Here is a 26,205-nt window from a genome sequence, read left to right as displayed (position 1 = left end):
AAAAATCCTGACTCACTACAAGTCAGGATTTTTTTTACTTTACAATCTTCAGCGGATATTTAATGTTTTTGTAATCTTCAATACTTGCTTTCATCGATCCTACGGCGAGCTCGGCCTTGATAAGCAACGGAATGTGATTCGCGTCATTAGAAACCCACATTGTCACACCTTCTTTACCTTTAAAAACCCGGCCGCTTTTTACCAGAGGAACGATTTTTAAGGCACTGATGGTTCCGAATTTTGTTTTTAAATTTTCTGCAGCCAAAACTTTAAGCTGAAAAGGAAACAGCTCATCATCAATCCAAACATTCATATTAATAACAGCGCCGGGTTTCAGTTCTTCCACAGATTTGCTGCGGAGATAGTAGAAACACGACAGCATATCCTGCACGCCTTTCACAGATTTTATCGTTCTCGGCGGGTTTTTCGGCTCCTTTTTATCAGTCAGTACCAAGGTATTGTTATCATGATTGAAGACAGTCTGCAGATGCTGGGTATAACTTCCTTCCTTTACATTCCGTACATAAAAACTCGGAAGACCTGTATTGATGTTGATGAAACTTTCGTAAAGATCATCAACTTTAAAAAAAGCCTTTACCGCGCCGGTCGTTTGCCCAACACCTTTCACATAAAGATGCGGTACGCCGTTATAATAAAGATTTCTGGCACTGAGATTTGCCGTACCCGCATTTAGAATTCCGTAATGTATTCTGAGGGTGATCGATTCTCCGCTTTGGATATTGCTTACCTGAGCAAAACTGAGCAAAAAACCGAAGACCAGTAAGAGACTTGATAATTTTTTCATATTTTAAATTTACAAAAAGACTGCCATTAAAAAGCGCCTATTCTTGTACGCTTTTTGACAAATCTCACCTTTTTTATCGCGGTACGCCTTCTGTGCTTCGTTTTAAAATTAGTAAATTTGCGTACTAATACATTTTAATCAGCAATTTATGATTACCACCGACATATTGATCATTGGAGCAGGACCTACGGGCCTTTTTGCCGTTTTTGAAGCAGGTTTGCTAAAAATGAAATGCCATATTATCGATGCGCTTCCGCAACCTGGAGGTCAGTTGGCAGAGCTTTATCCTAAAAAGCCAATTTTCGATATTCCGGGTTACCCTTCAGTGAATGCCGGTGAACTTGTTGATAATCTCATGGAGCAGATTAAACAGTTTCAGCCAGGTTTCACATTAGGCGAAACTGCAGTTTCATATACGAAGACAGAAGATGATTGGTTTGAGGTAATTACTAATAAAGGTACCGTGCACCATGCAAAAGCGATTGCGATTGCAGGCGGACTGGGAACTTTCGAGCCGAGAAAACCGACCATGGAAAATATTGCCGATTACGAAGAAAAAGGTCTTGAATACTTTGTAAAAGAACCTGAAAACTTCCGCGACAAAAAAGTGGTAATCGCCGGTGGTGGAGATTCGGCACTCGACTGGAGCGTATTTTTATCAAACGTGGCGAGCGATGTGACGCTTATTCACAGAAGAAATGAGTTCCGTGGAGCATTAGATTCTGTAGAAAAAGTACAGGAGCTGAAAGATCAGGGGAAAATCAAACTCATTACTCCGGCAGAGGTTACCGCTATTAAAGGTGAAGGAAAAGTAGAAGCCATCACCGTAAAAGTTGATGGTGAAGAAGCTTTCGATTTGGAAACCGATTACTTTATTCCGCTTTTTGGTCTGACGCCGAAGTTGGGGCCTATCGGAAACTGGGGCCTGAATATTGAGAAGAACGCAATTGTAGTAAATAATGCTTTAGATTATCAAACCAATATTGACGGAATTTACGCGATTGGTGACATTAATACCTATCCCGGAAAACTTAAACTGATTCTTTGCGGATTTCACGAAGCAACCATGATGTGTCAGAGTGTATACAACCGACTGAATCCTGGTAAGAAATTTGTGTTGAAATATACTACCGTAAGCGGTGTAGACGGTTTCGACGGCAGCCGTAAAGAGGCAGAGAAAGCTGTTGTAAAAAAAATAGATTAATATTATTTGGTTGACAATTTTTCGTTTGAAAAGACCGTTATGCATTAATTATTAGCATTAAGAATTTATCACTGAAATGAATGATATTAATATCAAAATTACCGACAGAGAAGGCGTGACACACGATGTGGTGGCGCCGACGGATATGTCGATGAATTTAATGGAAATCATCCGTTCGTATGAGCTGGCTGAGGAGGGTACAATAGGCGTTTGTGGCGGGATGGCGATGTGCGCATCATGTCAGGTTTATGTAACAAATGATCCCGGACTTGAGCCGATGGGTGCAGAAGAAGATGCCATGTTGGGAGAAGCGTACCACGTGCAGGAAAACAGCCGTCTCGGTTGTCAGCTTCACATAGCCGATGCGATGGAAGGTCTCGAAGTGGAGATCGCACCTTATCCTTAGATTCATTATTAAATTATATAAAGCCTTCCCGTGAATCGTGGAGGCTTTTTTTATTTTAAATAAGCTCTACAAGATCTGCTTATCAGTTTTATTTTAAATATTTAATTTAATCATTATTTCTTTATATGATTTATTTAAAATCAAATTGAAATAAGAATAACTTTTCATAAGAATAGCTGTTCAAGATTTATTCAGAATTTCGTAATTTGCAGTCAATAACAAAAAGTAAAAACAGAATCTATGTCTACACTTACATTTGCCGAAAAGATTGCTCAGGCAGAGAATTTTTTGCCGATCAACGGTACAGATTATATCGAATTTTATGTGGGAAATGCCAAGCAGTCTGCACATTATTACAAAACGGCTTTCGGTTTTCAGTCGGTAGCGTATGCCGGTCCGGAAACGGGTGTGAAAGACCGCGCTTCGTATGTTCTGCAACAGGGAAAAATCAGATTAATTCTTACAACAGGTTTAAAATCTGATTCGCCAATCTGTGAGCATGTGAAAAAGCACGGTGATGGCGTAAAGATTTTGGCACTTTGGGTAGACGATGCTTATTCTGCTTTTGAAGAAACCGTAAAAAGAGGTGGAAAGCCTTATCTGGAGCCTGTTACACTGAATGACGAATTCGGTGAGGTGAAAATGTCTGGCATCTACACGTACGGCGAAACTGTGCATATGTTTGTAGAAAGAAAAAATTATACAGGTGCTTTCATGCCCGGCTACGTGAAAATGGAAAGCGATTACAAACCGGAGGAAACCGGATTGCTGTATGTAGACCATTGCGTAGGAAACGTAGGCTGGGACAGAATGGTGCCAACAGTAGAGTGGTACGAAAAAGTGATGGGCTTTGTGAATATTCTTTCATTTGATGACAAGCAGATCAACACAGAATATTCTGCACTGATGTCTAAAGTAATGTCTAACGGAAACGGTTTTGCAAAATTCCCGATCAACGAGCCGGCAGAAGGAAAGAAAAAATCTCAGGTCGAAGAATATCTTGATTTTTATGAAGGTGAAGGCGTGCAGCACATCGCTGTGGCGACTAAGGATATCATTCGTACAGTGACCGAACTTAAAAAAAGAGGTGTTGAGTTTCTATCCGCACCACCGGAAGCTTACTACGAGCACGTTCCGGAAAGAGTAGGACAGATCGACGAAGATTTGAAAAGACTTCAGGAACTCGGTATTCTGATCGACCATGATGAGGAAGGTTATCTTCTTCAGATTTTCACAAAACCGGTAGAAGACCGCCCAACTTTGTTTTTTGAAATTATCGAAAGACATGGCGCACAGAGTTTCGGAGCCGGAAATTTCAAAGCTCTTTTTGAAGCGCTGGAGCGTGAGCAGGAAAAAAGAGGAAATCTTTAAATTTAATTTTAACAGTACGGTTTTGTCAGGATTTCTGTCCTGGCAAAACTTTTTTTTATTACCAAAATCAATGAAAAAAATAGCCCTTTTTATTACTTTATTCGGAAGTTTTGCGCTGCACGCACAGAATTTTGGAGCAATCAATGAAGTACTCGACCGACTTGAAGAGCGCAAAGGCATCAATCAAAATCTTGAAAATCTGAGTATCGACAATAAAAAGTTTGTTTTGGTAAAAGATTTTGCCGACCGCACCGAGCGCAGTTTTATCGTCATTAAAGGTAAAGATGCAACGTTCGTGGAGGTTTTTGATGATAAAACCACCGGCAAATCAACCTCAAATGTTTTCACAGGGGATATTCTTCGTAAGAAAAATATCGTTTCTATGCGCGCGGACAAGCTTGAAAATAAAAAAATCCCGATTCCGGTAACCAAAACTTTACTGCTCACAAAGCAAAAAGATATTCTGTATCTCATCGACATTAATTCTAAAGACCGCTGGATCGATGAAGCGGCATACAGCAAAAAATAAAATCATTTAAATTTTACATAAAAAATAATATGAAATCATTCGTAGAATATTCATCAGCTTCAGATTTTTCTATTCACAATATTCCTTTTGGTGTAGCGGTTTTCAATAAAGAATTTATCGCTTGCTGCACAAGAATCGGCGATCAGGTGGTTGATCTTGCGACGCTTTATGATCTTGGATATTTTGATGATATTGCAGGTTTAACCGATAATGTCTTTGAAGCATATACGCTCAATGAATTTATTGAACTCGACAAACCGATTACTAATGCAGTTCGTTTGAAAATTCAGCAGCTTCTTCTTGAAGGTTCTATTTTATCTAAAGATGAAAAAACGATTGAAGAAGCATTTTACGATTTGGATGAGGTGAAGATGATCATGCCGGTTCATATCCCGAATTATACCGATTTCTACAGCAGCATTGAGCATGCGACCAACGTCGGAAAAATGTTCAGAGATCCTGCCAATGCTCTTTTGCCAAACTGGAAACATCTTCCGGTTGGTTATCACGGCCGCGCTTCATCAATCGTAGTTTCGGGTACAGATATTATCCGTCCGAAAGGTCAGATGAAACCTGCAGATGCCGACAAACCAGTTTTCGGACCCTGCAAACAGCTCGATTTTGAACTTGAGATGGCTTTCATCGTAAATAAAAATACCGAAATGGGTGAAAGCGTTTCCACGAAAGATGCGGAAGATGCGATTTTCGGAATGGTAATTTTTAATGACTGGTCGGCGAGAGACATTCAGTCTTGGGAATATGTGCCGCTTGGGCCGTTTTTGGGTAAGAATTTCGGCTCATCAGTTTCTCCCTGGGTGGTAACTTTGGAAGCTTTAGAACCATTTAAAGTAGCTTCTCCAATGCAGGAACCTGAGGTTTTAGATTATCTGAAATTTGAAGGTGATAAAAATTATGATTTGAAACTTGAAGTTTCTATTACACCGGAAAATGGTGAAGAAAACCTGATTTCAGAAAGCAATTATAAATTCATGTATTGGAATATGACGCAACAGCTCGCACATCATACTATAAATGGATGTAATCTGGAAGTTGGCGATATGTACGCCAGCGGAACGATTTCCGGAAGTGATCCCAAATCTTTCGGTTCGATGCTTGAACTGACATGGAGAGGACAGAACCCGATCACGTTGAGCAACGGTGAAGAAAGAAAATTCATCAATGATAACGATACAGTAACAATGAAAGTCTGGGCCGAAAAAGACGGCGTGCGAGTAGGATTTGGTGAGGTTGAAGGGAAAATCTTGCCTGCGAAATAATTACAATTTTAATCAAATACTTGAAATGCTTCGACTCCGCTCAGCATGACATTGCTACAAATTAACTGCTAAAACATTACGTTTACCAAAGTTAATATTAGAAATGCCGTGCTAAGCCTGCCGAAGCATTAATCATATATATATACTGAATATTAAAGTTTTAAGTATCAAAAACAGACCATATGAAAACACTCATCCCATCAGAAATAACTCCCGTACAGCTACAAACGGTGATGCAGACCGCTATTTCACCCCGGCCGATTGCGCTGGCTTCGACCGTGGATAAAAACGGAAACAGCAATCTGTCGCCTTTCAGCTTTTTTAATATGTTCAGTACGGTGCCACCAATTTTGATTTTTTCGCCATCAAGAAGAGTAAGAGATAATACAACAAAACATACATTGGAAAACGTTTTGGAAGTTTCGGAAGTAGTAATCGGAACGGTAAATTTCCCAATTGTGCAGCAGATTTCATTGGCATCAACAGAATACGGTGAAGATGTGAATGAGTTTATAAAATCAGGTTTGACGATGATGGATGCCGATTTTGTGAAACCAAAACTGATCGCTGAATCTCCGGTCAATTTTGAGTGTAAAGTTTTGGAAGTAAAATCACTAGGCGAACAAGGAGGTGCAGGAAATCTTGTCATTTGTGAAGTTATTAAAATTCACATTCGCGAAGAATATTTAGACGAAAACGGCAATCTTGATCAGGCAAAACTCGATATGGTGGCGCGTTTGGGAAGCAACTGGTATTCTAGAAACAACGGAAACAATCTTTTTGAAGTTCCGAAACCACTGGTGACAAAAGGAATTGGATTTGATATGCTTCCAGACGAAATTAAACTCAGCCGGGTTTTCACAGGAAATGATCTTGGAATGCTGGCTAACGTCGAAGTTTTACCCGAAGGTAATTATATCGCCGATCAAGAAATGCATAGAGAAGCTCAACAACTTTTGCTGCAAAATAAAATAAATGAAGCCTGGAAAATTTTGATACAATAAAAAAAGGAGCAGTTTTGCTGCTTTTCTATAGTTTTTCCTGAAGAAACCAGATAGATTTTTCTACAGCTTTCTGAAGATCGTCAGGCATATTTAGATAATTCCAAGGTTCGCTGGCTCCGAAAACATGATTCGCATTTTCTATTAAATATTTCTCAGATTGGGGATTGAGCAATTTTAAATGTTCAGCGTTATTAACGTGTACGCTTTCATCTGAGGTCCCATGGATAATCAGAATGTGCGCTTTAGCCATTTCCATACAACGCTCTACATCGAAACGGTGAATATTTTTTTCAAAATCCTGATAAAATTGAAAATAATGAGGCATTTGCTGTTTGGTGCGGCCATTTTCTGAAAAATAAACACCTTCTTTTTTCCAGTTTTCAAAAGCTTCTTCTTTTGGAAAACGGTCTAAATTATCGACACCGGCAAGGGTTATCAACGCCTGAATTCTGCTGTCTTCGCAGCTTTTTATAATCGTAATTCCTGCGCCTCTACTGTGACCGATCAGTGCAATTCTGTCTCTATCGACATTTTTGGTTTCGGAAAAATAATCGATCACAAAACTCAGATCAGACAGTTCTTTGCTGTAACTATTGTTTCCGAAAGCTTCCAGATCGCCAAAGTTTTCAGGATCTTCAACTGTTGTTCCGTTGTGTGAAAAATTAAATTTAACAAAGTAAAAACCGGCTTCAGCAAAACGCTCAGCCATGAGATCCCAGGCACCCCAATCCTTATAACCTTTGTAGCCATGAACAAAAATCACGAGCGGCAAATTATTTTTATCATCCGGAAAATACGCATCGGCGAGAAAATCACGCGTTTCGGGATTGCTGAGAACAAGATTTTTTTGTTTAACGATCATTTTAGTATTTAAAAATATGCATCAGAAAGCGTACCGATTCAGATTTAGGACAAATGAAAACCATTAAAACAAAGTAAAATCTTATTTTTGCATCATGATAAATCCTCGCACGGTCACCGTCATGCGGTATATTCTGCCTCTCCGTGAAGGCGGCTCGCTGCCTGCGCTTGCTGAGGCAGATGATGATTTTAAATATGTTCTGAAGTTTCGCGGCGCCGGACATGGCGTAAAGATGCTGATCTCAGAATTGCTGGGCGGAAAAATCGCTGAAGCGTTGGGTTTACCGATTCCCGAGCTGGTTTTTGCCAATCTTGATGTCGATTTTGGGCGTACAGAAGCTGATGAGGAAATTCAGGATCTGCTGAAGTTTTCAGAAGGTCTGAATCTCGGTCTGCATTATCTTTCGGAAGCGATTGCCTTTGATCCGAGCATTAAAATTGATCCTTTGCTGGCCTCAAAAATTGTCTGGCTGGATGCGTTTATCACCAATATCGACCGTACTTTTAAGAATACAAATCTTCTGATCTGGCATCAGGAACTTTGGATTATCGATAACGGCGCATCGTTTTATTTTCATCATTCGTGGCAGAATTTTGATGCGGCAGCGAAGACGCCATTTAAATATGTAAAAGATCACGTTCTTCTGCCACAGGCGACTTTGCTCGATGAAGCAGACGCTTTTGCGCATGAAGTTTTAACGGAAAATCTGCTTCAGGAAATCGTAAATATGCTGCCCGCAGAATGGCTGCACTGGGATGATGCCGAAGAAAATCCGGAAGAAATCCGTGAGATTTATTTTAATTTTCTGAAAACGCGGCTTGCGCATTCTCAAATATTTTTAAACGAAGCGAAAAATGCAAGAGGATAAAATCTACGAATATGCGGTCATCAGAATGGTGCCGAAAGTGGAGCGGGAAGAGTTTTTCAACGTCGGGCTGATTATGTTCTCTAAAAAGGAAAAATTTATTAAAACGAAATTTTATCTCTGTCCGGATAAATTAAAACTGATGAAAAGCAGCCTGAATTTTGAAGATATCGCTCAAAATCTCAATAGTTTTTCTGAAATCGCTGCGGGAAAAAAAACTGCCGGCCCAGTGGCGCAAATGGAAATTCCGGAACGTTTTCGCTGGCTTACAGCGTTGCGAAGCGCGGTAATACAGACTTCAAGACCACATCCCGGAAAATCGAAAGATTTAGAAAAAACTTTTGAGAGGCTTTTTGAGGAACTGGTAAAATAAAAACCAAACTTTTAAAGTTTGGTCAGTTTAGCATATTTCAGAATAAGATTTTTCTCGCCCTCGTGCAGAAACACAACTTTCGCCTTGATGTTTTGCGGATCTGTGCCGTCTAAGAAAGCCACTTCGCCAATTCCAAAACGGTCGTGACGCACTTTGTCGCCCACTTCGATATCCTGCGATGAAGCGCCACTCGGATTGATAATTTTTGCCGTACTTACAGGTTTAAGTTTTCGCGCTTCAGGCAGCGGTTTTTCCTTTTCAATGCTTCGGTCAATGCTTTTTTTCTCGACTTTTCTGAAGCTTCGCATTTCCGACGGATGTTCATCAAAAATATTAGACGTGATGCCGGAATTATTGATAAATCTTTTCTCAATGGCCGGATTCAGAAACTCGATATATTCTTCATCAACTTCACTTAGAAAACGCGAAGGCTCAGCTTCCGTGATTTTTCCCCACTGAAATCGCTGGATCGCGTAGGAGAAAAAAGCCTGCTTTTCAGCTCTCGTTAAAGCGACGTAGAAAAGCCGGCGCTCTTCCTCAAGATCTTCGCGTGTAGACGAACTCATAAAACTCGGAAAAAGATTTTCTTCCATTCCCACGAGATGTACGACGGGAAATTCCAGACCTTTTGAAAGGTGAATCGTCATCAGAGAAACCGCGTCTTCATTATCGTCTTTCCTTTGTGTATCGGCAGAAAGTGCGATGTTTTCCAAGAAATTCGGCAAACTCGGGTCTCCGTCTTCGATCTGCATCTGTTCTTCGATAAAACCCTGCATCGAGTTCATCAATTCCTGCACGTTTTCTACTCTTGAAATTCCTTCAGGCGTTTGATCATCTTTCAGAAACTTGATGAGACCGCTTCTTTTGGCTACTTCCATTGCGACGCTGTAGGCGGTTTCTGTTTTAAGCAAGACTTTAAACGCTTTTATCATCGACCAGAAATCGCTGAGTTTGGTAATAATGCCGTTATTGAGTTTCAGTTGTGGCGCGTACATCGTAAGATCGTTTAAAACCTGCGCGATCGTCAAATTTTGCTCGTCAGCAAAAACTGTCAGTTTGTTCTGAGTGGTTTCCCCAATTCCTCTCACAGGGAAATTAATGACTCTGCTCAACGCTTCAGAATCATTTTCGTTTACCAAAAGCCGTAGATAGCCGATCAGATCTTTCACCTCTTTTCTCTGGTAAAATGAAAGTCCGCCATACACACGGTACGGAATATTTTTTCTTCTTAAAGCATCTTCAAAAGCTCTTGTCTGCGAATTGGTACGGTAAAGAATGGCAAAATCGGCAAACTTTTTCTGCTCTCTGTTGTGAAGTTCCCAGATGTTTCCGGCCACGAAATTGGCTTCATCGGCGTCGGAAAGTGAGCGGTAAATTTTAATTTTTTCACCGACTTCATTTTCACTGAAAACATTTTTCTTAAACTGCTGAAGATTTTTAGCGATCACCACATTCGCAGCGTTTACGATATTCTGAGTCGAACGGTAATTCTGTTCCAGAGAAACTGTAATAGCCTCGGGATAATCTTTTTTAAAGTTTAAAATATTATAAATATTCGCGCCACGGAAAGAGTAAATCGACTGTGCATCGTCGCCAACCACACAGATGTTTTCAAATTTCGAAGCCAGCGCTTTTACAATTAAATACTGAGAATGGTTTGTATCCTGATACTCATCCACCAAAATATAGCGAAATCGATCCTGATATTTCGCCAGAACTTCCGGGAAACGCGTGAGCAGTTCGTTGGTTTTAAGCAGAAGATCATCAAAATCCATTGAGCCGTTTTTGTAGCAGGCTTCAACATATTTCTGGTAAATTTTCCCGATGAATTTCATGTTGGCTTTTTCGTCAGCTTCGATTAATTCAGGGTTTGCGTAATAAGCTTTTACCGTGATGAGATTATTTTTATAAGTTGAAATCCGTGACTGTACTTTTTTGGGTTTGTACAGATCAGCGTCGATGTTCATGTCTTTTAAAACCTTCCGGATGACATTTAAAGAATCCTGTTGATCATAAATCGTGAAGTTTGAGGGATAACCGAGATAATCTGCTTCATTTCTTAAAATTCTGGCAAAAACGGAGTGAAAAGTTCCCATCCAAAGGCTTTTTGCATTGCTTTGTCCGACGACTTTGGCAATACGCTCCTTCATTTCTTTTGCAGCTTTATTGGTAAAAGTGAGCGAAAGAATATTGAAAGGATCGATGCCGTTGGTGATGAGATGCGCAATTCGCATGGTGAGCACACGCGTCTTCCCCGAACCTGCGCCGGCAAGTACCATCAGCGGTCCTTCGAGCGTCGTTACCGCGTCAAACTGAGATTCATTAAGTCCTTTCAAATAATCCATTCCGTCCATACCACACTTATTTACAGTCTACAAAATTACGGTATTGTGAGCAGAATTCAAACCGGAATTGTCTCTTCGGTGATGCATTAAAAACATCGGTTTGTTGTAAAGAATAAAAAAGTTCAGGTCAAAAATCTTCGATTTTTGACCTGAACTTCCGAAAAATAAAAGTCTACATATAACTTCTGATTTTTTCAACCATATCTTCAAGATCGAAAGGTTTAGCAATAAATTCATCGGCGCCCGCATCCAAAGCAGACTGTTCGAGACCGCGGCTCGCAGACATAATCAAAACCGGAATATCACGAAGTTTTTCATTGTCTTTTATAGCTCTGCAGATATCTCTCCCGTCTTCGCCGGAAAGCCACATATCCATTAAAATCACGTTGGGTTTGGCGTCAGCATTCAGCGTATTAAGCATTTCTGAGCCTTTATAAAATTTTGAAATGTCGTAACCTTCAAGATCAAGCATCATTTCAATTGAATCTAAAATCGCCGGACTATCATCTACCACAAGAATCTTCGCTGAACCAGTCATTCTACTTCAAATTTTTTGCTTTCGGAATTTCGAAACAAAAATCAGACCCTTTTCCCTCAAAAGAATGCACAAATATTTTACCGCCTGATCTTTTTATAATCTCCGAAGAAATGTATAAACCTAGTCCTAAACCCGGAAAAGTGTGTTCTTTGGTGCCGCTTACACGATAATACTGTTCAAAAACTTTTTCACGCTTATCTTCAGGAATTCCAATCCCAAAATCGCGGACTTTAAATAAAATTTTCCCGTCTTCGTCCCAAGCAGAAACGTGTACTTCATCAGCTTCCGGAGAATATTTGATGGCGTTGCTGATCAGATTGCTCATCACCTGTGAAAGACGATGTCGGTCGGCATAGATCTCGCCGATGTTATTTTTATAGACCTGAATTTTGTGCCGTGTAGACATTTGCTGCTCGACCACAACTTCTTCAATCAGTGCATCAAAATCAAAAAACGATTCATTCAGCTGAATTTTTCCATTCTGAATTTTTGTGACATCCAGAAGATCTTCCACCAAAGCTTTCAGATGATCAATCTGGTCATCCATTTTCTGCGCAACTTTGGCATTTTTTAAATCATTGGCGATGACCAGGCTTTTCTCGATGAACTGTGTATAAAGTTTCAAACTCGTCAGTGGCGTTTTCAGTTCGTGACTGGCAATTCCGAGGAAATTATCTTTCTGTTTCTGAAGCTGTTTAAATTCATTAATGTCGGTAAAAGTGCCGATCCATTGTTTTATGTTCCCGTTTTCATCGAATGCAGGAATGGCACGGCCCAAAAACCAGCGGTAAGTTCCCGGATTTTTCGGATCTTCAAATTCATATTCAACTTCAAAAGGTTTCTGCGTTTTTAAACTTTCATCCCAAATGCGGCTTACTTCATCATAAATATCAGGTTTAATAAGCCGCTGTACCGAAATTTCAGGGTCTTCATCTTTGCTGAAACCTGTGTAGCGATACCAGTTTTCATTCATATAATTGATGTCGCCTTCGGTGGTGCACGTCCAGACAAACTGCGGCATAGAATCTGCCAGCTCGCGGAATTTCACCTCACTTTCCTGAATTTTTTTTCTTGTAAGAACAAGATCCGTCACGTCGACCGCCATATTGTAGATTGCGTAGACTTTGCCCTGCGAATCTTTCATCGGTTTGTAGGAGAAATTAAAATAGAAAGTCTGCTTGATGCCGTCCACGACAAGATCTGCAGCATCTTCCGTAGCCGAATATCCAATTCCGGTTTTAAAAATATTCTCTAAAAGCGCAATGAAAGGCTGACCTTCCAGCTCAGGAAGTGCATCTTCCAGTTTCATTCCGATGACGGAGCGGTCTTTGCCCCATGTTTTAAGCATGAGATCGTTGGCAAGCTCGATAATAAGATCTTCTGAGCGGTAAATTGCGATCGAATAATCTGATTTCTGAATTAAATCTTCAAAACGGTATTCACTTTCTACAAGTTTTCTTTCGGATAAAATCTGATCGGTAACTTCGGTTGCCACGACGCTTATTCCAATAATTTCCTGATTTTGATTAATTACCGGTGTGTAGATAAAATTAAAAAAACGCTCTGCGAAGCTGCCATATTTTTCAAGAATGACAGGAAGCCGGTCGCCTTTGAAAATTTCTCCTTTGTGGTAAACTTGGCTTAAAATTTCTTCAAAACTCTGAGGTTTTAATTCTGGCATTACATCTAAAATCGGTTTGCCGATTGCCGACTGATCTTTTCCCCAAAGGTCAAGCATTTTTGCGTTAGCATTTTCTATAATATAATTTTTGCCCAGCAAAAGGCAGATAGAAACCGGCGCCTGGCTGAAAAGGGTAAGCAGAGAATCGTGCGATACATTATTCTTCTCAAAAAAATTCTTCATTTATAATGTATTATGATCTACTTCAAATAAACACCTTACTGATGAATGATTTTATCTGAAAGTAAAAATTTGGAGCATAAAACTACAAAATTATCTGCACCGTTTGTAACAATTTATGTATTTTTAGCACCTATTGAAAAACAATTTCTATTTATGAAAAAACGACTCTTTAGTGTAGCAGCGGCTGCTTTTTTTGGAGTACTTCTGAATGCACAACAAATTAAATTTGAAGAATATGACCTGCCAAACGGTCTGCATGTAATTCTTCATCAGGATAATTCGGCACCGGTTGTCACTACCGGAATTATGTACCACGTAGGCGCGAAAGATGAGGTAATAGGACGTACCGGTTTTGCGCATTTCTTTGAACATCTTCTTTTTGAAGGTACACCGAATATCAAAAGAGGCGAGTGGTTCAAAATCGTTTCTTCAAACGGTGGATCAAACAATGCGAATACAACCAACGACAGAACGTATTACTACGAAACTTTCCCTTCCAATAACGAGCAGCTTGGCCTTTGGATGGAATCTGAAAGACTTCGTCACGCAGAGATCAACCAAATCGGTGTAGATACGCAAAGAGAGGTTGTAAAAGAAGAAAAAAGACTTCGTATGGATAATCAGCCTTACGGAAATCTCTTTCCTACAGTACAGAAAAATCTCTTTACCAAACATCCGTACACGTGGTCTACTATTGGGTCTATGGAAGATCTGAACGAGGCAAAACTGGATGAGTTTAAAGCTTTCTATAAAAAATATTACGTTCCGAATAACGCTACCTTGGTGGTAGCCGGAGACATCAAGCCAGAGCAGACTAAAAAATGGATTCAGGAATATTACGGAGCGATTCCTAAAGGAGCAGTTTATCCTAAAAACTTCCCGAAAGATGCGCCGATAACTGTAGAAAAAGAAGTAACGGCTACAGATCCGAATATCCAGCTTCCAGCTTATGTTTTCGCTTATAGAACACCGGCCAACAAAGAAAAAGATGCGTATATTTTAGATATGCTTTCTTCTTACTTAAGCTCAGGAAAATCTTCAGTTTTATACAAGAAACTAGTAGATCAGGAGAAAAAAGCGCTTCAGGTGCAGGCTTTCAACCAAGGTCTTGAAGATTACGGAATTTTTGCCTTCTTCGCAATCCCAATGGGAACTACAACGAAGCAGACTCTTCAAACCGATATCGATGCTGAAATCAAAAAACTTCAGACGACTTTGATCTCTCAGGAAGATTACCAGAAACTTCAGAATCAGTTTGAAAATCAGTTTGTAAATTCTAACTCAAGCATTCAGGGAATTGCCGCATCTTTGGCAACAAACCACGTTTTGATGGGCGATACGAATTTAATTAATAAAGAAATCGACATCTACAGATCGATCACAAGACAGGATCTGATGAACGCGGCCAAAAAATATCTGAACCCGAATCAGCGAGTGGTGATTAATTATATGCCGGAGAAAAAATAATTTCTGAAAGCGTTTTTTAAAACAGATTTTCCTATCTAAATTTTTACAAATGAAAAAACAATTAACATATATTGCCGTAGCATTTTTATTCACAGGAATGCTTTCTGCACAAAAAATAGACCTGAATGCAATGCCGAAACCGGGCCCGACGCCTGCGATCAATATTGCACAGCCAAAAACTTTCAAGCTTAAAAACGGTCTTACTGTGATGGTGGTAGAAAACAACAAACTGCCGCGCGTGAACATGAGCCTTTCCATGGACAGACCACCGATTATGGAAAGCCCGATCACTGGTGTGAGCGACATCATGGCAGATCAGTTGGGGAACGGAACCACGACTTTAAGCAAAGATGCATTCAATAAAAAAGTTGATTTTCTTGGGGCAAACCTAAGTTTTTCTTCTGGCGGAGCAGCTTCAAATTCACTTTCAAAATACTTCCCGGAAGTTTTGAATCTGATGTCTGACGCGATTATCAATCCTAAATTTTCAGCAGACGAAATTCAGAAGTCTAAAGAAAGAGCAGTAGAAGGTATTAAAAGCGAAGAAAAAAATGCTTCAGCGATTGCCTCAAAAGTTTCTAATGCTTTGATGTACGGAAAAAACACCTCGAGAGGTGAGTTTCAAACGGTAGAATCAGTGAATAAAATTCAGTTGGCAGACGTACAGAATTTTTACAGAAAAAGCTACGCTCCGGATAATGCATATCTGGTAATCGTAGGTGATGTAAAATACGACAAAGTGAAGCCGATGGTAGAGAAAGCCTTCAGCAACTGGAAGAAAAGCAACATGACATTTCCGGCACCTGAGCCTGCTATGAATGTAGCTAAAACTGAAATCGATGTGGTAGATGTGCCTTCTGCAGTACAGTCTGTGGTTTCCGTTGGAAACTTAAACACGCTGAAGATGAGCGATCCCAATTATTTCCCTGCAACAATCGCTAATTATATTCTTGGCGGCGGTGGTGAGGCCAGACTTTTCATGAATCTTCGTGAGAAAAACGGTTTTACTTACGGGGCTTACTCAAGCATGAGTGCCAGCAAGTATTCTCCGGAATTTTCTGCTGAAGCGAGTGTAAGAAATGAGGTTACCGATAAAGCCGTGAAAGAATTCATGAACGAGATCAACGGAATTTCTACCGTAAAACCTGAAGAACTGGCGAATGCAAAAGCTAAACTGAAAGGAAGTTTTATCCTTTCTCTGGAGCAGCCTGCGACAATCGCAAGATTTGCGGTAAACCAAAAAGTAAACAATCTGCCGGCAGATTTTTATACAAACTATCTAAAATCAATCGACAAAGTAACAGCAGCAGATGTTTCTAACGCTGTGAAAAGCACGATTATGCCAAATCAGAGCCGTATTTTCATTGCCGGAAAAGCATCAGAAATCTCTGAAGGTCTAGAAAAGCTGGGTTACCCTGTAAAATATTACGATACTGAAGCAAACCCAATGGGCAAGCCTGTTGTGATGAAAGCTGACGCATCTGTAACGGTGGCTTCTGTGGTTGATAAATACATTAACGCGATCGGAGGGAAAGATAAAGTTTCTAAAATTAATTCTTACACGATGAATGCAAGCATGTCTATGCAGGGTCGTGAGATCGATTTTAAAGCCGTTCGTGCGCAAGGCGGAAAAGAAATGAATACCGTTTCTTCCGGCGGACAGACTTTCCAGAAGCAGGTTTTCGACGGAAAAACAGGTTTCTCTGAGCAGATGGGTCAGAAAGTTATGATGACGAAAGAAGAAATCGCAGATAATATGAAAAACACTGAGGTTTTCGAGGAAATGGCTTTTGCAAAATCTCCGGATTACAAAGTGACAGGAATTGAGAAAATCAACGGTGAAGATTCTTACGCAATCAAAGGCGGCGATAAAGCTTATTATTACAGCGTAAAAACAGGTTTGAAAACAGGTGAAACGGAAACCGAAAAAATTCAGGGTCAGACAATGACGATTCCGACTACCTACTCAAATTATAAGGACGTGGCAGGCGTGAAAATGCCTTACACCATTACGGTAAACCAAATGGGAATGGATATGACGATGAACGTAAAATCTTACGAAATAAATCAGGCTAAAGATTCTGATTTTAAATAAATCTTTCACAGATTATTCTGAGGCGCGGCAACGACAGTTGCAGCGCTTTTTTGTGAAATCTTATTTTGCTTTTAGCTAAAAAAAGTTTACATTTGCCCTTTCAAAATATAAAAGAATCAATGGATACTATATTTATTTTATTAATGGTACTTATTATGATTGCCAGCATTTTATTGGTAATCGTCGTTATGGCTCAGAATCCTAAAGGAGGCGGCTTATCCAGTACATTTGGCGGCGCTTCTCCGGCACAGTTTGGGGTACAGAGAACCAACGATTTTATGGAAAAATCTACCTGGACTTTGGGTGCCGTTATCATCATTTTGATTTTGATCAGCGTTGTCATTACCGGGAAACCTTCACAGACGGTTCAGCAAAAACCTGTTCCTACTTCCACTCAGGCTCCGGCAGCAAATGGAAATTCTGCTCCGGCAAGTACGCAAGCTCCGGCTTCTGCACCAGTTCCGGCTCAAAAATAATTCAAATAATTTCAGATATAAAAAAAGCAACCTGTTTTCGGGTTGCTTTTTTATTTTAACTTGATCCTGGCAATCTGATGCCTGAGTTTTAAACCTGCTTTTAAAAACGAATACTGAAGCGGTTTTGCTTCTCGGTAATATTTGTCAATAAAAATCTGCATCGCGCCATAAAAACGGTCGAGATATACTTCGTCTTTCACGGTGCTTTCTCCTTTGTGATGAAGAATCGCCGCTTTACCGTAATAATAATTTGTTAAACCCTTTTTTAAAAGCGTGTAGCAAAGATCAATGTCTTCACCGTACATGAAATATTTTTCGTCGAAACCGCCAATTTCAAGGTAATCGTCTTTTTTAATAAGAAGAAATGCACCTGTAATGACTTCGATTTCTGCTACTGCATTTTCTGCAATATCATTGCGGTAATACGATTGATTTTTTTTTATTTTAAAACCTTTAAAAAGTTTCTCAAACGAATTGAACATATCCGGTACAGAACGTTTGCTTTCAGGCAAAAAATTTCCGTTTGCATCGTGCATTCTCACACCGAGACATCCAAATTTATCTTTTGAATCAACAAAATCCAAAATTTCTTTCATGTAAAAATCTTCCAGCTCGGTGTCAGGATTTAAAATTAAAATATAGTCACCTTTCGCCTGATGTACAGCGAAATTATTTGCTTTAGAAAAACCTACATTTTCACTTAAAGCTAAAAATGAAAATTCCGGAAATTCCTGTTGTAAAGATTTCCAGGAAACATCTGGAGAAAGATTATCGGCGATGATAACTTCGAATTCAATTCCGGTAATATATTTTTGAATCGACAAAAGACAGTTTCGCAGAAGCGGCGCGACATTATAATGTACAATAACTATTGACAGCTTCATTGGTTAGTCTTTTTCGTTGTACGGGAGGCGGTTGATAATCGAGCGGCCGAGAGAGACTTCATCAGCATATTCCAGCTCGTCTCCTACAGAAATTCCGCGGGCAATGCTGGTAAAATTAATGCCTGTATTTTTAAATTTTTTATAAATGTAATACGCTGTCGTGTCGCCTTCCATTGTTGCACTCAAAGCAAAAATAAATTCCTGAGCTTTGCCTTCGTTCAGTTTTTTTTCAATACTTGAAATATTCAGCTGATTGGGTCCGACGCCTTCCATCGGGGAAATTTTTCCGCCTAGAATTAAATATTTTCCGCGGTATTTTCCGGTATTTTCTATAGCAATCACATCGCGCACGTCTTCTACAATGCAGATCAGCGCATCGCTGCGTTTTTCGCTACTGCAGATTTCGCAAATCTCAAAATCTGAAAAATTGTGGCACTCGCGGCAGTATTTTATATCGTTCACAAGACTGATAAGTGAATTACCCAGATTTGCCGCTTTCGATGATGGCTGTTTCAGAAGATGAAGTGCGAGACGCAGTGCGGTTTTTTTGCCGATGCCGGGAAGACCCGAAATTTCGTCCACCGCTTTTGCCAATACTTTACTCGGATAATCCATAGACACAAATTTACGGAAAAAGACATTTAGAACGAAATCGCAGCCGGCTTCCTCACAGAAAAATTTTATCTTTGATCAACTATAAAAAATAAACATTCATGGCACTTAACAACCTGAATTATCCGCTGGATTTCAAATTTAAAATCACTACACTTGCCAGCGACTTCAATATCACCGACCGCAACGGCAATCATGTGGCATACGTTCGGCAGAAAATGTTCAAGCTGAAAGAAGATGTTGTCGTTTTTAATAATGAATCGAAAACTAAGGAACTTTTCCGCATTCAGGCCAACCAATGGATTGATTTTAACGCGTCATACAGCATCAGAGAAACGACTGGGAAAAACTACGGACGCCTTGCCAGAAAGGGAATGCGGTCGATTTTAAAATCTACCTATGATATTGTCGACAGTAATGATCACGCCAAATTTACATTGACAGAAGATAATGCGTGGGTAAAATTTTTCGACGGAATGGTTGGCGAAATTCCCATTTTAGGATTTTTTACAGGCTACATTTTGAATCCTTCGTACACGGTGAAAGATCTTAAAGGCCGCGCAGTTTTCACTTTTAAAAAAATGCCATCGTTTTTCGGGAGAAGATTTCAGCTCGACCGATTAATCGATATTGACGATGAAGACGAAAGTCTGGTGGTACTTTCTTTGCTCATGATGGTTCTTCTCGAACGCTCGCGGGGTTAATTTTAAATATAAAAACATGAAAAAATATCTGATTATTATTCTCTGCGCTTTCGCTGTAACCGCCTGCAAGAAGGAGAAAGAAACTGAACTCATCACGACAAAAAGTGATTCTCTAAAGTTGCCGAAAGATTCTGTTGCTGTTACTTCTTCGGGTGAAAAAATCGTGGTAGAAACCATTCCTTTCCCGAAAGAGATTAAAGAATGCTCGTGCTATTTTGCCAAATCAAAAGTAGATTTTATTAACGAAAAATATATTTACGCTGATGATGCGGGCAAAACGGCTTACATGAAAATCGACGGAAAACGGCTTACGCTTAATCTGCTTTCGTCCAGCGACATGGAAGAAAATGACGAACTCAGCAAAGAAATAGAAGCCGAAAATTATAAAATATCGGTAAAAGGCCGTAAAATTAAAAGTGAAGAAGCACTGCTTTTTGAAGGAACAATCACGATTGAAAAACCTGATGGTAGCGTTATAAAATTGCCGGTTTACGGTGAATGTGCGTGCTAAAATCAGTTTTAAATATTTCTAAAATCAGCTCCTGAATTTCGGGAGCATTTTTTATTTTGTAAATTTGATAAAAATAATTTTATGGACCTATCCAACATCGAACCGCAGATCATCTGGAAGAATTTTTCTAAGCTGAATGCGGTGCCGAGACCTTCGAAAAAAGAAGAAAAAGTAATTGCATTCATCAAAGAATTTGGAGAAAATCTGGGTCTTGAAACGACTGTAGATACAGTAGGAAATGTAATTATCAAAAAACCTGCAACTGCCGGAATGGAAAACCGCAAGCCAATCATCATGCAGTCGCATCTTGATATGGTTTGCCAGAAAAACAATGATGTTGATTTCGATTTTGAAACGCAGGGAATTCAGATGGAAGTTGATGGCGATTGGGTAAAAGCGAAAGGGACGACGCTCGGTGCCGATAACGGTTTGGGCGTGGCTACGATTATGTCTGTTTTGGAAAGCAAAGATTTGGCTCATCCAGAGCTCGAAGCACTTTTTACGATCGATGAAGAAACCGGGATGACCGGAGCTTTAGGTTTGAAGGCAAGACAGCTAAACGGTAAAATTTTATTAAATCTTGACACCGAAGAAGATGACGAGATCGATATCGGCTGTGCAGGCGGTATCGATGTTACCATTTCTCAAAATTATCAGGCAAAACCCGCGACTGGAGAATTTGTTAAAATTGAAGTGAAAGGACTTCAGGGCGGACATTCCGGGATGGATATTCACAAAGGTTTTGGAAATGCCAACATCATTCTCGCGAGGCTTTTATATAAAGGTTTAGAAAATGGTTTGCAACTCATTTCTCTGGATGGCGGGAGTTTGAGAAACGCAATTCCAAGGGAAGCGGCAGCGATTTTATCAGTAAAAAATGCAGAAGCTTTTATCAGCGAAAGTGAAAAAATTAAAAACGATATCCTTGAAGAATTTGCTTCGCTAGAATCTGGGTTGAAAATCAATATTGAGAAAACAGAAAACTCAGATAATTCTGTGTCAGAAGAAGATTCACGAAAGATCGTTTTGGTATTAAAATCACTTCACAACGGTGTGTACAGAATGAGCCCGGATGTGCAGGATTTGGTGGAATCTTCAAATAACGTGGCACGTGTCGAACTGAAAAACGCTGCGTTGAAAATATTAAACCTTTCAAGATCATCCGTAGACTCATCAAAAAATTCGGTGGCTGAGCAGCTAAAATCGGTGGCTGATCTTGCGGGGATGCAGACCGAATTCAGCGGTTCATATCCAGGCTGGAAACCGAAACCAGGCTCAGAAATTGTGCAGGTTTTAGAAAAAATTTACAGTGAAAAATTTGGTGAAAAACCACATGTTGTAGCCTGTCATGCAGGTTTGGAATGTGGAATTATCGGAGCCAATTATCCTGAAATGGAAATGGTAAGTTATGGCCCGACCATTCGTGGCGCACACTCGCCGGATGAAAGGGCAAGTATTTCTTCTGCTCAGAAATTCTGGGATTTCACGAAAGAAATTTTAGCGAATATTCCTTTGAAATAATGAACATGAAAATCCGGAAGTTTTTATTTCCGGATTTTTTTTAGCTTTAAATATGAATAAAATTATATTCTGCGTAATCGTATTTTTCAGTCTGATTTCCTGCCAGAATAATTATCCTGAAATAAAAGTGTTAAATGAAATTTTTTACGGTTTAAAACTGGAAAAGAGTGCTAAAACATTTATGTCAGAATCTTCATTTGAGTTTGAAGAGAGAGAAATTCCGGCCAATCCCGAAATAAAAGGGATGAAAGATGGTGAAGTTTTCAGTACACTTATTACAAAGCGACATCCTTTTTTTAAACCTGAAACGTCGCGTGTCGGTATTTCGGTAGAACCAAAAAATTCGGGCATATATATTATCACAGAAAGCGTTTCATTTAAAACGCCGGGAAATATTCTCAGTGAATATAAAAATCTTGAAAAGGTTCTGCTTCCGTTGGCAGAGAAAACCAGAAAATACGAATCGAAAAGTTCTTTTTCAAATTTTAAGACCGAGCATACACAGTTTAAGCTTAAAAAAGAATATGGCTCCGGCTTCGTGGAAATCACGCCCAATTTTCTTTTTGAAAAATTAGATATTATGTACACCAACAATCCGGAAATGGATTTTGTAGCAGATAAAAAATAAAAAAAGGCTGTCTGAAAAGTGGACAGCCTTTTTAATTATTCCTGAGATCGGTCTTCCAGGCTGTGGTCTTCGCTTTCCAGCCAGGAAGTTTTGTATGTTGGATCTTCAACTTTCATTGCTTCTTCGGTAATCTGCAACGGTCTGAAAGGATCAACCATTACCGCATATTCTTCGGTAAATTTTTTCCCGATGCTGCGTTCCATGGCGCCAGGATGCGGCCCATGAACGATTCCGCCTGGGTGTAGTGTGAAATCCATTAGATCGATATGATTTCTGCTCATAAAATCGCCCTCCGTGTAGAATAGAACTTCATCAGAATCAATGTTCGAGTGATTGTATGGCGCCGGAATTGCCAACGGATGATAATCATACATTCTTGCGCAGAACGAACAAACCACAAAATTGTGCGCCTCAAAAGTCTGGTGAACCGGTGGTGGTTGGTGAATTCTTCCCGTAATCGGTTCGAAATTTTTAATGTTAAATTTATACGGATAAAAATAACCGTCCCATCCGACAACATCAAAAGGATGTGTGGCGTAGATGAAATCGGTGATCTGATTTTCTTTTTTTACTTTTATTAAAAATTCGCCTTTCTCGTTTATTGGTTCCACAAAAACTGGTGCCACGATATCGCGCTCACAGAACGGAGAATGCTCCAGGAGCTGGCCAAATTCGTTGCGGTAGCGTTTCGGCGTATAGATTGGCGAGTGGCTTTCGACAACAAAAAATACAGTGTTTTCTGAGTGAAGCTCGACCTGATAAATCGTTCCACGCGGAATGATAAGATAATCACCAACAGAAAATGCCAGATTTCCGACAAAAGTTTTTAGAATTCCGCTTCCTTCGTGTATAAAAAGCATTTCATCGCATTCCGCATTTTTGTAAAAATAATCCATCGAATTTCTGGGCTTAGAAAGTCCCATTTTCAGGTCATTATTGACCATCAGAAACTTTCTGCTGTCGAGAAAATCATCTTCTGGAGTCACGTTCATGCCTTTAAACATTCTCGGTGTCACGTTTTTAGCAACAGCAATTTTGGGAGTTACATCTTTCGCTTCGCCAATGCTTTTTATCTGAGTGGGTCTGTGCGTATGATACAGGAGCGAAGAAATTCCGTGAAAACCTTCGGTACCGAAAAGCTGCTCGTAGTAGAATTTATCTTCGGGAGATTTGAAAACCGTATGTCTTTTTTGGGGAATATTTCCCGACTGATGATATCTCATGATGCTCTTTTATGTTGATTCTCAAATTTAAACATTTTCAGTGAAATTCATTTCATCTAAATTTCTGAACATACTTCATTTAAAAAATAAATTGTTAGCTTTGTCTAACAAAATACTTTTATGAAGAAAATTTATTTCTTTACTGTACTCTTATCTTTTTTAGCCTCATCACAAAATCAGGATTCTCTGCAGCTTCCTGCAAATGATGCTTTAAATGAAAGCCTACATAAAGAAAAAGTAAGCGCCATTGATGATGTTATCATTACCGGTTCGCTTAAGCCGGTGAGCCGGTCGAAAAGTCCTGTTGCGGTAGAAATTTACACATCAAAATTTTTCCAGAAAAATCCAACGCCCAGTATTTTCGAATCGATTGCAATGATAAATGGCGTGAAACCGCAGCTGAATTGTTCGGTCTGCAACACCGGAGATATTCATATTAACGGTTTGGAAGGTCCGTACACAATGATTTTAATTGATGGAATGCCAATTGTCAGTTCACTTTCCACGGTCTACGGTTTGAGCGGAATTCCCAACAGTCTGGTAGACAGAATTGAAGTGGTAAAAGGTCCCGCATCTTCTCTTTATGGTTCTGAAGCGATGGGCGGCGTCATCAATATTATTACGAAAAATGCGCTTACAGCACCGAAATTCAGTGTTGATATGATGACCACAACCTGGAGTGAAAATAATCTCGACCTTTCCACAAAATTTAATCTGGGTTTAAATGCAGCTTCTATTCTCAGTCTCAATTATTTTAATTTTACCAAGAGATTTGACGAGAACAGCGATAATTTTACCGACGGTGCTTTGCAAAACCGGATTTCTGTTTTTAATAAATACAATTTTAAAAGAGCTGAAAACCGGCAGGCGAGCTTTGCACTCAGATATTTGTACGAAGACCGTTTCGGTGGTGAAATGCAATGGACGAAAGCCAACCGTGGCGGTTCTGATATCTATGGTGAAAGTATTTATACGAATCGGGTAGAGGCCTTCGGACTGTATCAGTGGCCTTTGAAAGAGCAGATTTTTACCCAGTTTTCGTATAATTTTCATGATCAGAATTCGTACTATGGAAACAGTCTTTTTTCCGCGACGCAAAAAGTTGCGTTCCTGCAAACCTACTGGAACAAAAAGTTGAAAAACCACGATTTGCTGTTTGGTGTCACGTATAAAAAAACGCATTACGACGACAGTACGCCCGGAACTAAAGCCGCAAACGGAATTGATAATCAGCCGATGAATGCGCCGCTGGCTGGAATTTTTGTGCAGGATCAGTGGGATGTTGGCGAGAAAAACACGTTTCTTCTGGGTTACCGTTTAGATTATGACAAAATTCATCACGCCGTGCATTCGCCGCGTTTTGCGTGGAAGTTTTCACCTGATGCTCTTCATGCTTTACGGTTAAATATCGGAACGGGTTTTCGTGTGGTCAATCTTTTTACCGAAGATCATGCGGCGCTTACAGGTTCGCGGGAAGTAGTTATTAAAGATAATCTGATGCCTGAAAGGTCATTTAATGGAAACCTCAATTATCTCTGGAAAATTCCGGTGAGTGAACAGATTTTTACGGTTGATGCTTCGGCTTTTTATACTTATTTTACCAATAAAATTACCGGAGATTTTGATTCTGATCCTGATAAAATCATCTATGACAATTTGAAAGGCTACGGAGTTTCACGTGGTTTTTCGCTCAATTTTGATTACACATTTTCTTTTCCGCTAAGTTTTCTGATCGGCGTTTCGTATCTCGACGTGTACCAGAAATTTGATGATTCGCGGGAAAAAGTGCAACAGCTTCACGCGCCAAAATGGAGCGGCACCTACAGTCTTACCTACCGTTTTCAGAATAATATTGCGGTTGATTTTAACGGACAGTTCTACGGTCCGATGCGTTTGCCAACGGTCACTGATGATTTTCGCCCGGAATATTCGCCGTTTTATTCACTGGCAAATATTCAGGTTTCCAAAAGTTTTTCTTCAGGGTTTGAAGTGTATTGTGGTGTAAAAAATCTCTTCAATTTCACGCCCGATAATCCGATCCTGCGGCCGTTTGATCCTTTCGACCGAAACGTGGATGATGCCGTTTCCAATCCAAACCGATATACTTTTGATACGACATACGGCTACGCGCCGATGCAGAAAATCCGTGGTTTTTTAGGCATAAAATATAGTTTGAAATGAAAAAATTTATGACCGTTATTTTATTAATTTCAACAGCTTCAGTATTTGCTCAGCTAAATGCGGTAACATTTAAAGAGCTTGAAACATTACAGTTAAGCAATCCAAAACCTGTCATTATTCATTTGTATTCCGACTGGTGCGCGGTCTGCAAAATTGAAATGCAGGGTTTAAACAGAAATAAAGATTTGGTAAAACTCATGAACGACACGTTTTACTTTATTCATTTTGAAGCTGAAAAAACCAGAGAAGAAATCATTTTTCAGGGTCGAAAATTTCAGTTTCTGCCAAACGGAAATTCCGGGATTCATGAACTGGTTTTGGCTTTATCTAAAAATAAAAACCAACCGGTTTATCCGCTGTGGATTGTTTTAGATAAGAATTTAAAATTGCTGAATTATCATGAAGGAAAATACGCTGAATCTCAATTGCAGCGCGACTTAGAAAAGATTATAAATTGAAA

25 protein-coding genes are annotated in these 26,205 nt (G+C 39.7%); 17 read left to right on the top strand and 8 right to left on the bottom strand.

The features are described 5' to 3' along the window. Nucleotides 1-34 precede the first annotated feature (34 nt). Nucleotides 35-805 carry a DUF3108 domain-containing protein gene (locus ASG01_RS12500; RefSeq protein WP_055864108.1) on the bottom strand — a complete coding sequence of 257 codons (771 nt, stop codon included), beginning with the start codon at nucleotides 803-805 and terminating at the stop codon, nucleotides 35-37. A gap of 148 nt (nucleotides 806-953) precedes the next feature. Here ASG01_RS12500 and ASG01_RS12495 point away from each other — a divergent pair, with 148 nt between their 5' ends. From ASG01_RS12495 to ASG01_RS12470, 6 genes are all read left to right on the top strand, one after another. After that, a complete protein-coding gene (locus ASG01_RS12495) occupies nucleotides 954-2,009 on the top strand; it encodes an NAD(P)/FAD-dependent oxidoreductase (RefSeq protein WP_055864106.1) in 1,056 nt (351 codons plus the stop codon). 76 nt (nucleotides 2,010-2,085) lie between these two features. Continuing rightward, complete coding sequence (locus tag ASG01_RS12490) at nucleotides 2,086-2,415, top strand: 2Fe-2S iron-sulfur cluster-binding protein (protein ID WP_055864105.1); 330 nt, start codon at nucleotides 2,086-2,088, stop codon at nucleotides 2,413-2,415. Nucleotides 2,416-2,655: 240 nt separating this feature from the next. Continuing rightward, nucleotides 2,656-3,786, top strand: a complete 1,131-nt coding sequence (gene hppD / locus ASG01_RS12485) for a 4-hydroxyphenylpyruvate dioxygenase (RefSeq protein WP_055864103.1) — start codon at nucleotides 2,656-2,658, stop codon at nucleotides 3,784-3,786. A gap of 70 nt (nucleotides 3,787-3,856) precedes the next feature. Further along, entirely contained in the window at nucleotides 3,857-4,315 is a 459-nt protein-coding gene (locus ASG01_RS12480; protein ID WP_055864299.1) for a hypothetical protein, read from the top strand. 29 nt (nucleotides 4,316-4,344) lie between these two features. Continuing rightward, nucleotides 4,345-5,592 (top strand): fumarylacetoacetase, encoded by a 1,248-nt coding sequence (gene fahA, locus ASG01_RS12475; protein ID WP_055864101.1) that lies wholly within the window; start codon nucleotides 4,345-4,347, stop codon nucleotides 5,590-5,592. A gap of 182 nt (nucleotides 5,593-5,774) precedes the next feature. Next, a complete protein-coding gene (locus ASG01_RS12470) occupies nucleotides 5,775-6,596 on the top strand; it encodes a flavin reductase family protein (RefSeq protein ID WP_055864098.1) in 822 nt (273 codons plus the stop codon). 25 nt (nucleotides 6,597-6,621) lie between these two features. Here the strand turns inward: ASG01_RS12470 and ASG01_RS12465 are convergent, their stop codons facing one another. After that, on the bottom strand, nucleotides 6,622-7,458 hold the full coding sequence (locus ASG01_RS12465) for an alpha/beta hydrolase family protein (protein WP_055864096.1): 837 nt from the start codon (nucleotides 7,456-7,458) through the stop codon (nucleotides 6,622-6,624). A gap of 94 nt (nucleotides 7,459-7,552) precedes the next feature. Between ASG01_RS12465 and ASG01_RS12460 the strand changes: the two genes are divergently transcribed. Both ASG01_RS12460 and ASG01_RS12455 read left to right on the top strand, forming a co-directional pair. After that, complete coding sequence (locus ASG01_RS12460; RefSeq protein ID WP_055864094.1) at nucleotides 7,553-8,326, top strand: HipA family kinase; 774 nt, start codon at nucleotides 7,553-7,555, stop codon at nucleotides 8,324-8,326. After that, nucleotides 8,313-8,696 (top strand): DUF3037 domain-containing protein, encoded by a 384-nt coding sequence (locus tag ASG01_RS12455; RefSeq protein ID WP_055864092.1) that lies wholly within the window; start codon nucleotides 8,313-8,315, stop codon nucleotides 8,694-8,696. Before ASG01_RS12460 ends, ASG01_RS12455 begins: the two co-directional genes overlap by 14 nt. Before the next feature lie 11 nt (nucleotides 8,697-8,707). Here the strand turns inward: ASG01_RS12455 and ASG01_RS12450 are convergent, their stop codons facing one another. The 3 genes from ASG01_RS12450 to ASG01_RS12440 all read right to left on the bottom strand — a co-directional run bounded on the left by ASG01_RS12450 (nucleotide 8,708) and on the right by ASG01_RS12440 (nucleotide 13,443). Next, nucleotides 8,708-11,041, bottom strand: coding sequence for an ATP-dependent helicase (locus tag ASG01_RS12450; protein WP_055864296.1), 2,334 nt, complete (start codon nucleotides 11,039-11,041; stop codon nucleotides 8,708-8,710). A 172-nt stretch (nucleotides 11,042-11,213) separates the two neighbouring features. Next, nucleotides 11,214-11,579: a PleD family two-component system response regulator gene (locus tag ASG01_RS12445; protein ID WP_055864090.1), complete on the bottom strand. Its 366-nt coding sequence runs from the start codon at nucleotides 11,577-11,579 to the stop codon at nucleotides 11,214-11,216. Nucleotide 11,580: 1 nt separating this feature from the next. Then, nucleotides 11,581-13,443 carry an ATP-binding protein gene (locus ASG01_RS12440; protein WP_055864088.1) on the bottom strand — a complete coding sequence of 621 codons (1,863 nt, stop codon included), beginning with the start codon at nucleotides 13,441-13,443 and terminating at the stop codon, nucleotides 11,581-11,583. A gap of 153 nt (nucleotides 13,444-13,596) precedes the next feature. Between ASG01_RS12440 and ASG01_RS12435 the strand changes: the two genes are divergently transcribed. The 3 genes from ASG01_RS12435 (at nucleotide 13,597) to secG (ending at nucleotide 17,481) form a co-directional block, all read left to right on the top strand. After that, on the top strand, nucleotides 13,597-14,910 hold the full coding sequence (locus ASG01_RS12435; RefSeq protein ID WP_055864294.1) for a M16 family metallopeptidase: 1,314 nt from the start codon (nucleotides 13,597-13,599) through the stop codon (nucleotides 14,908-14,910). Nucleotides 14,911-14,959: 49 nt separating this feature from the next. Then, entirely contained in the window at nucleotides 14,960-17,005 is a 2,046-nt protein-coding gene (locus ASG01_RS12430; protein ID WP_055864086.1) for a M16 family metallopeptidase, read from the top strand. Nucleotides 17,006-17,124: 119 nt separating this feature from the next. Next, complete coding sequence (gene secG, locus ASG01_RS12425) at nucleotides 17,125-17,481, top strand: preprotein translocase subunit SecG (RefSeq protein ID WP_055864085.1); 357 nt, start codon at nucleotides 17,125-17,127, stop codon at nucleotides 17,479-17,481. Nucleotides 17,482-17,531: 50 nt separating this feature from the next. Here the strand turns inward: secG and ASG01_RS12420 are convergent, their stop codons facing one another. Beyond that, nucleotides 17,532-18,365, bottom strand: a complete 834-nt coding sequence (locus ASG01_RS12420) for a glycosyltransferase family 2 protein (protein WP_055864082.1) — start codon at nucleotides 18,363-18,365, stop codon at nucleotides 17,532-17,534. A gap of 3 nt (nucleotides 18,366-18,368) precedes the next feature. Next, nucleotides 18,369-18,980: a recombination mediator RecR gene (gene recR, locus ASG01_RS12415; protein WP_055864080.1), complete on the bottom strand. Its 612-nt coding sequence runs from the start codon at nucleotides 18,978-18,980 to the stop codon at nucleotides 18,369-18,371. A gap of 98 nt (nucleotides 18,981-19,078) precedes the next feature. Here recR and ASG01_RS12410 point away from each other — a divergent pair, with 98 nt between their 5' ends. The 4 genes from ASG01_RS12410 to ASG01_RS12395 all read left to right on the top strand — a co-directional run bounded on the left by ASG01_RS12410 (nucleotide 19,079) and on the right by ASG01_RS12395 (nucleotide 22,341). Further along, a complete protein-coding gene (locus ASG01_RS12410) occupies nucleotides 19,079-19,681 on the top strand; it encodes a hypothetical protein (RefSeq protein WP_055864078.1) in 603 nt (200 codons plus the stop codon). A 16-nt stretch (nucleotides 19,682-19,697) separates the two neighbouring features. After that, on the top strand, nucleotides 19,698-20,192 hold the full coding sequence (locus ASG01_RS12405) for a hypothetical protein (RefSeq protein WP_055864076.1): 495 nt from the start codon (nucleotides 19,698-19,700) through the stop codon (nucleotides 20,190-20,192). Between the two features lie 81 nt (nucleotides 20,193-20,273). Further along, complete coding sequence (locus ASG01_RS12400) at nucleotides 20,274-21,713, top strand: aminoacyl-histidine dipeptidase (RefSeq protein WP_055864074.1); 1,440 nt, start codon at nucleotides 20,274-20,276, stop codon at nucleotides 21,711-21,713. Nucleotides 21,714-21,765: 52 nt separating this feature from the next. Beyond that, the gene (locus ASG01_RS12395; RefSeq protein ID WP_055864071.1) at nucleotides 21,766-22,341 is read left to right on the top strand and encodes a hypothetical protein; all 576 of its coding nucleotides are present in this window, start codon (nucleotides 21,766-21,768) and stop codon (nucleotides 22,339-22,341) included. Between the two features lie 35 nt (nucleotides 22,342-22,376). On the opposite strand, the gene ASG01_RS12390 is transcribed toward ASG01_RS12395, so the two are convergent. Continuing rightward, nucleotides 22,377-23,564 (bottom strand): homogentisate 1,2-dioxygenase, encoded by a 1,188-nt coding sequence (locus ASG01_RS12390; RefSeq protein ID WP_055864069.1) that lies wholly within the window; start codon nucleotides 23,562-23,564, stop codon nucleotides 22,377-22,379. Nucleotides 23,565-23,684: 120 nt separating this feature from the next. Here ASG01_RS12390 and ASG01_RS12385 point away from each other — a divergent pair, with 120 nt between their 5' ends. Then, on the top strand, nucleotides 23,685-25,745 hold the full coding sequence (locus ASG01_RS12385; RefSeq protein WP_055864067.1) for a TonB-dependent receptor plug domain-containing protein: 2,061 nt from the start codon (nucleotides 23,685-23,687) through the stop codon (nucleotides 25,743-25,745). Continuing rightward, the gene (locus ASG01_RS12380) at nucleotides 25,742-26,203 is read left to right on the top strand and encodes a hypothetical protein (protein ID WP_055864064.1); all 462 of its coding nucleotides are present in this window, start codon (nucleotides 25,742-25,744) and stop codon (nucleotides 26,201-26,203) included. Before ASG01_RS12385 ends, ASG01_RS12380 begins: the two co-directional genes overlap by 4 nt. Nucleotides 26,204-26,205: the final 2 nt, after the last annotated feature.

The organism is Chryseobacterium sp. Leaf180, from assembly GCF_001424585.1.
Taxonomy (GTDB): domain Bacteria; phylum Bacteroidota; class Bacteroidia; order Flavobacteriales; family Weeksellaceae; genus Chryseobacterium.
The sequence above is the reverse complement of the archived record's forward strand: the minus strand, read 5'-3'. Positions and strand labels throughout refer to the sequence as shown.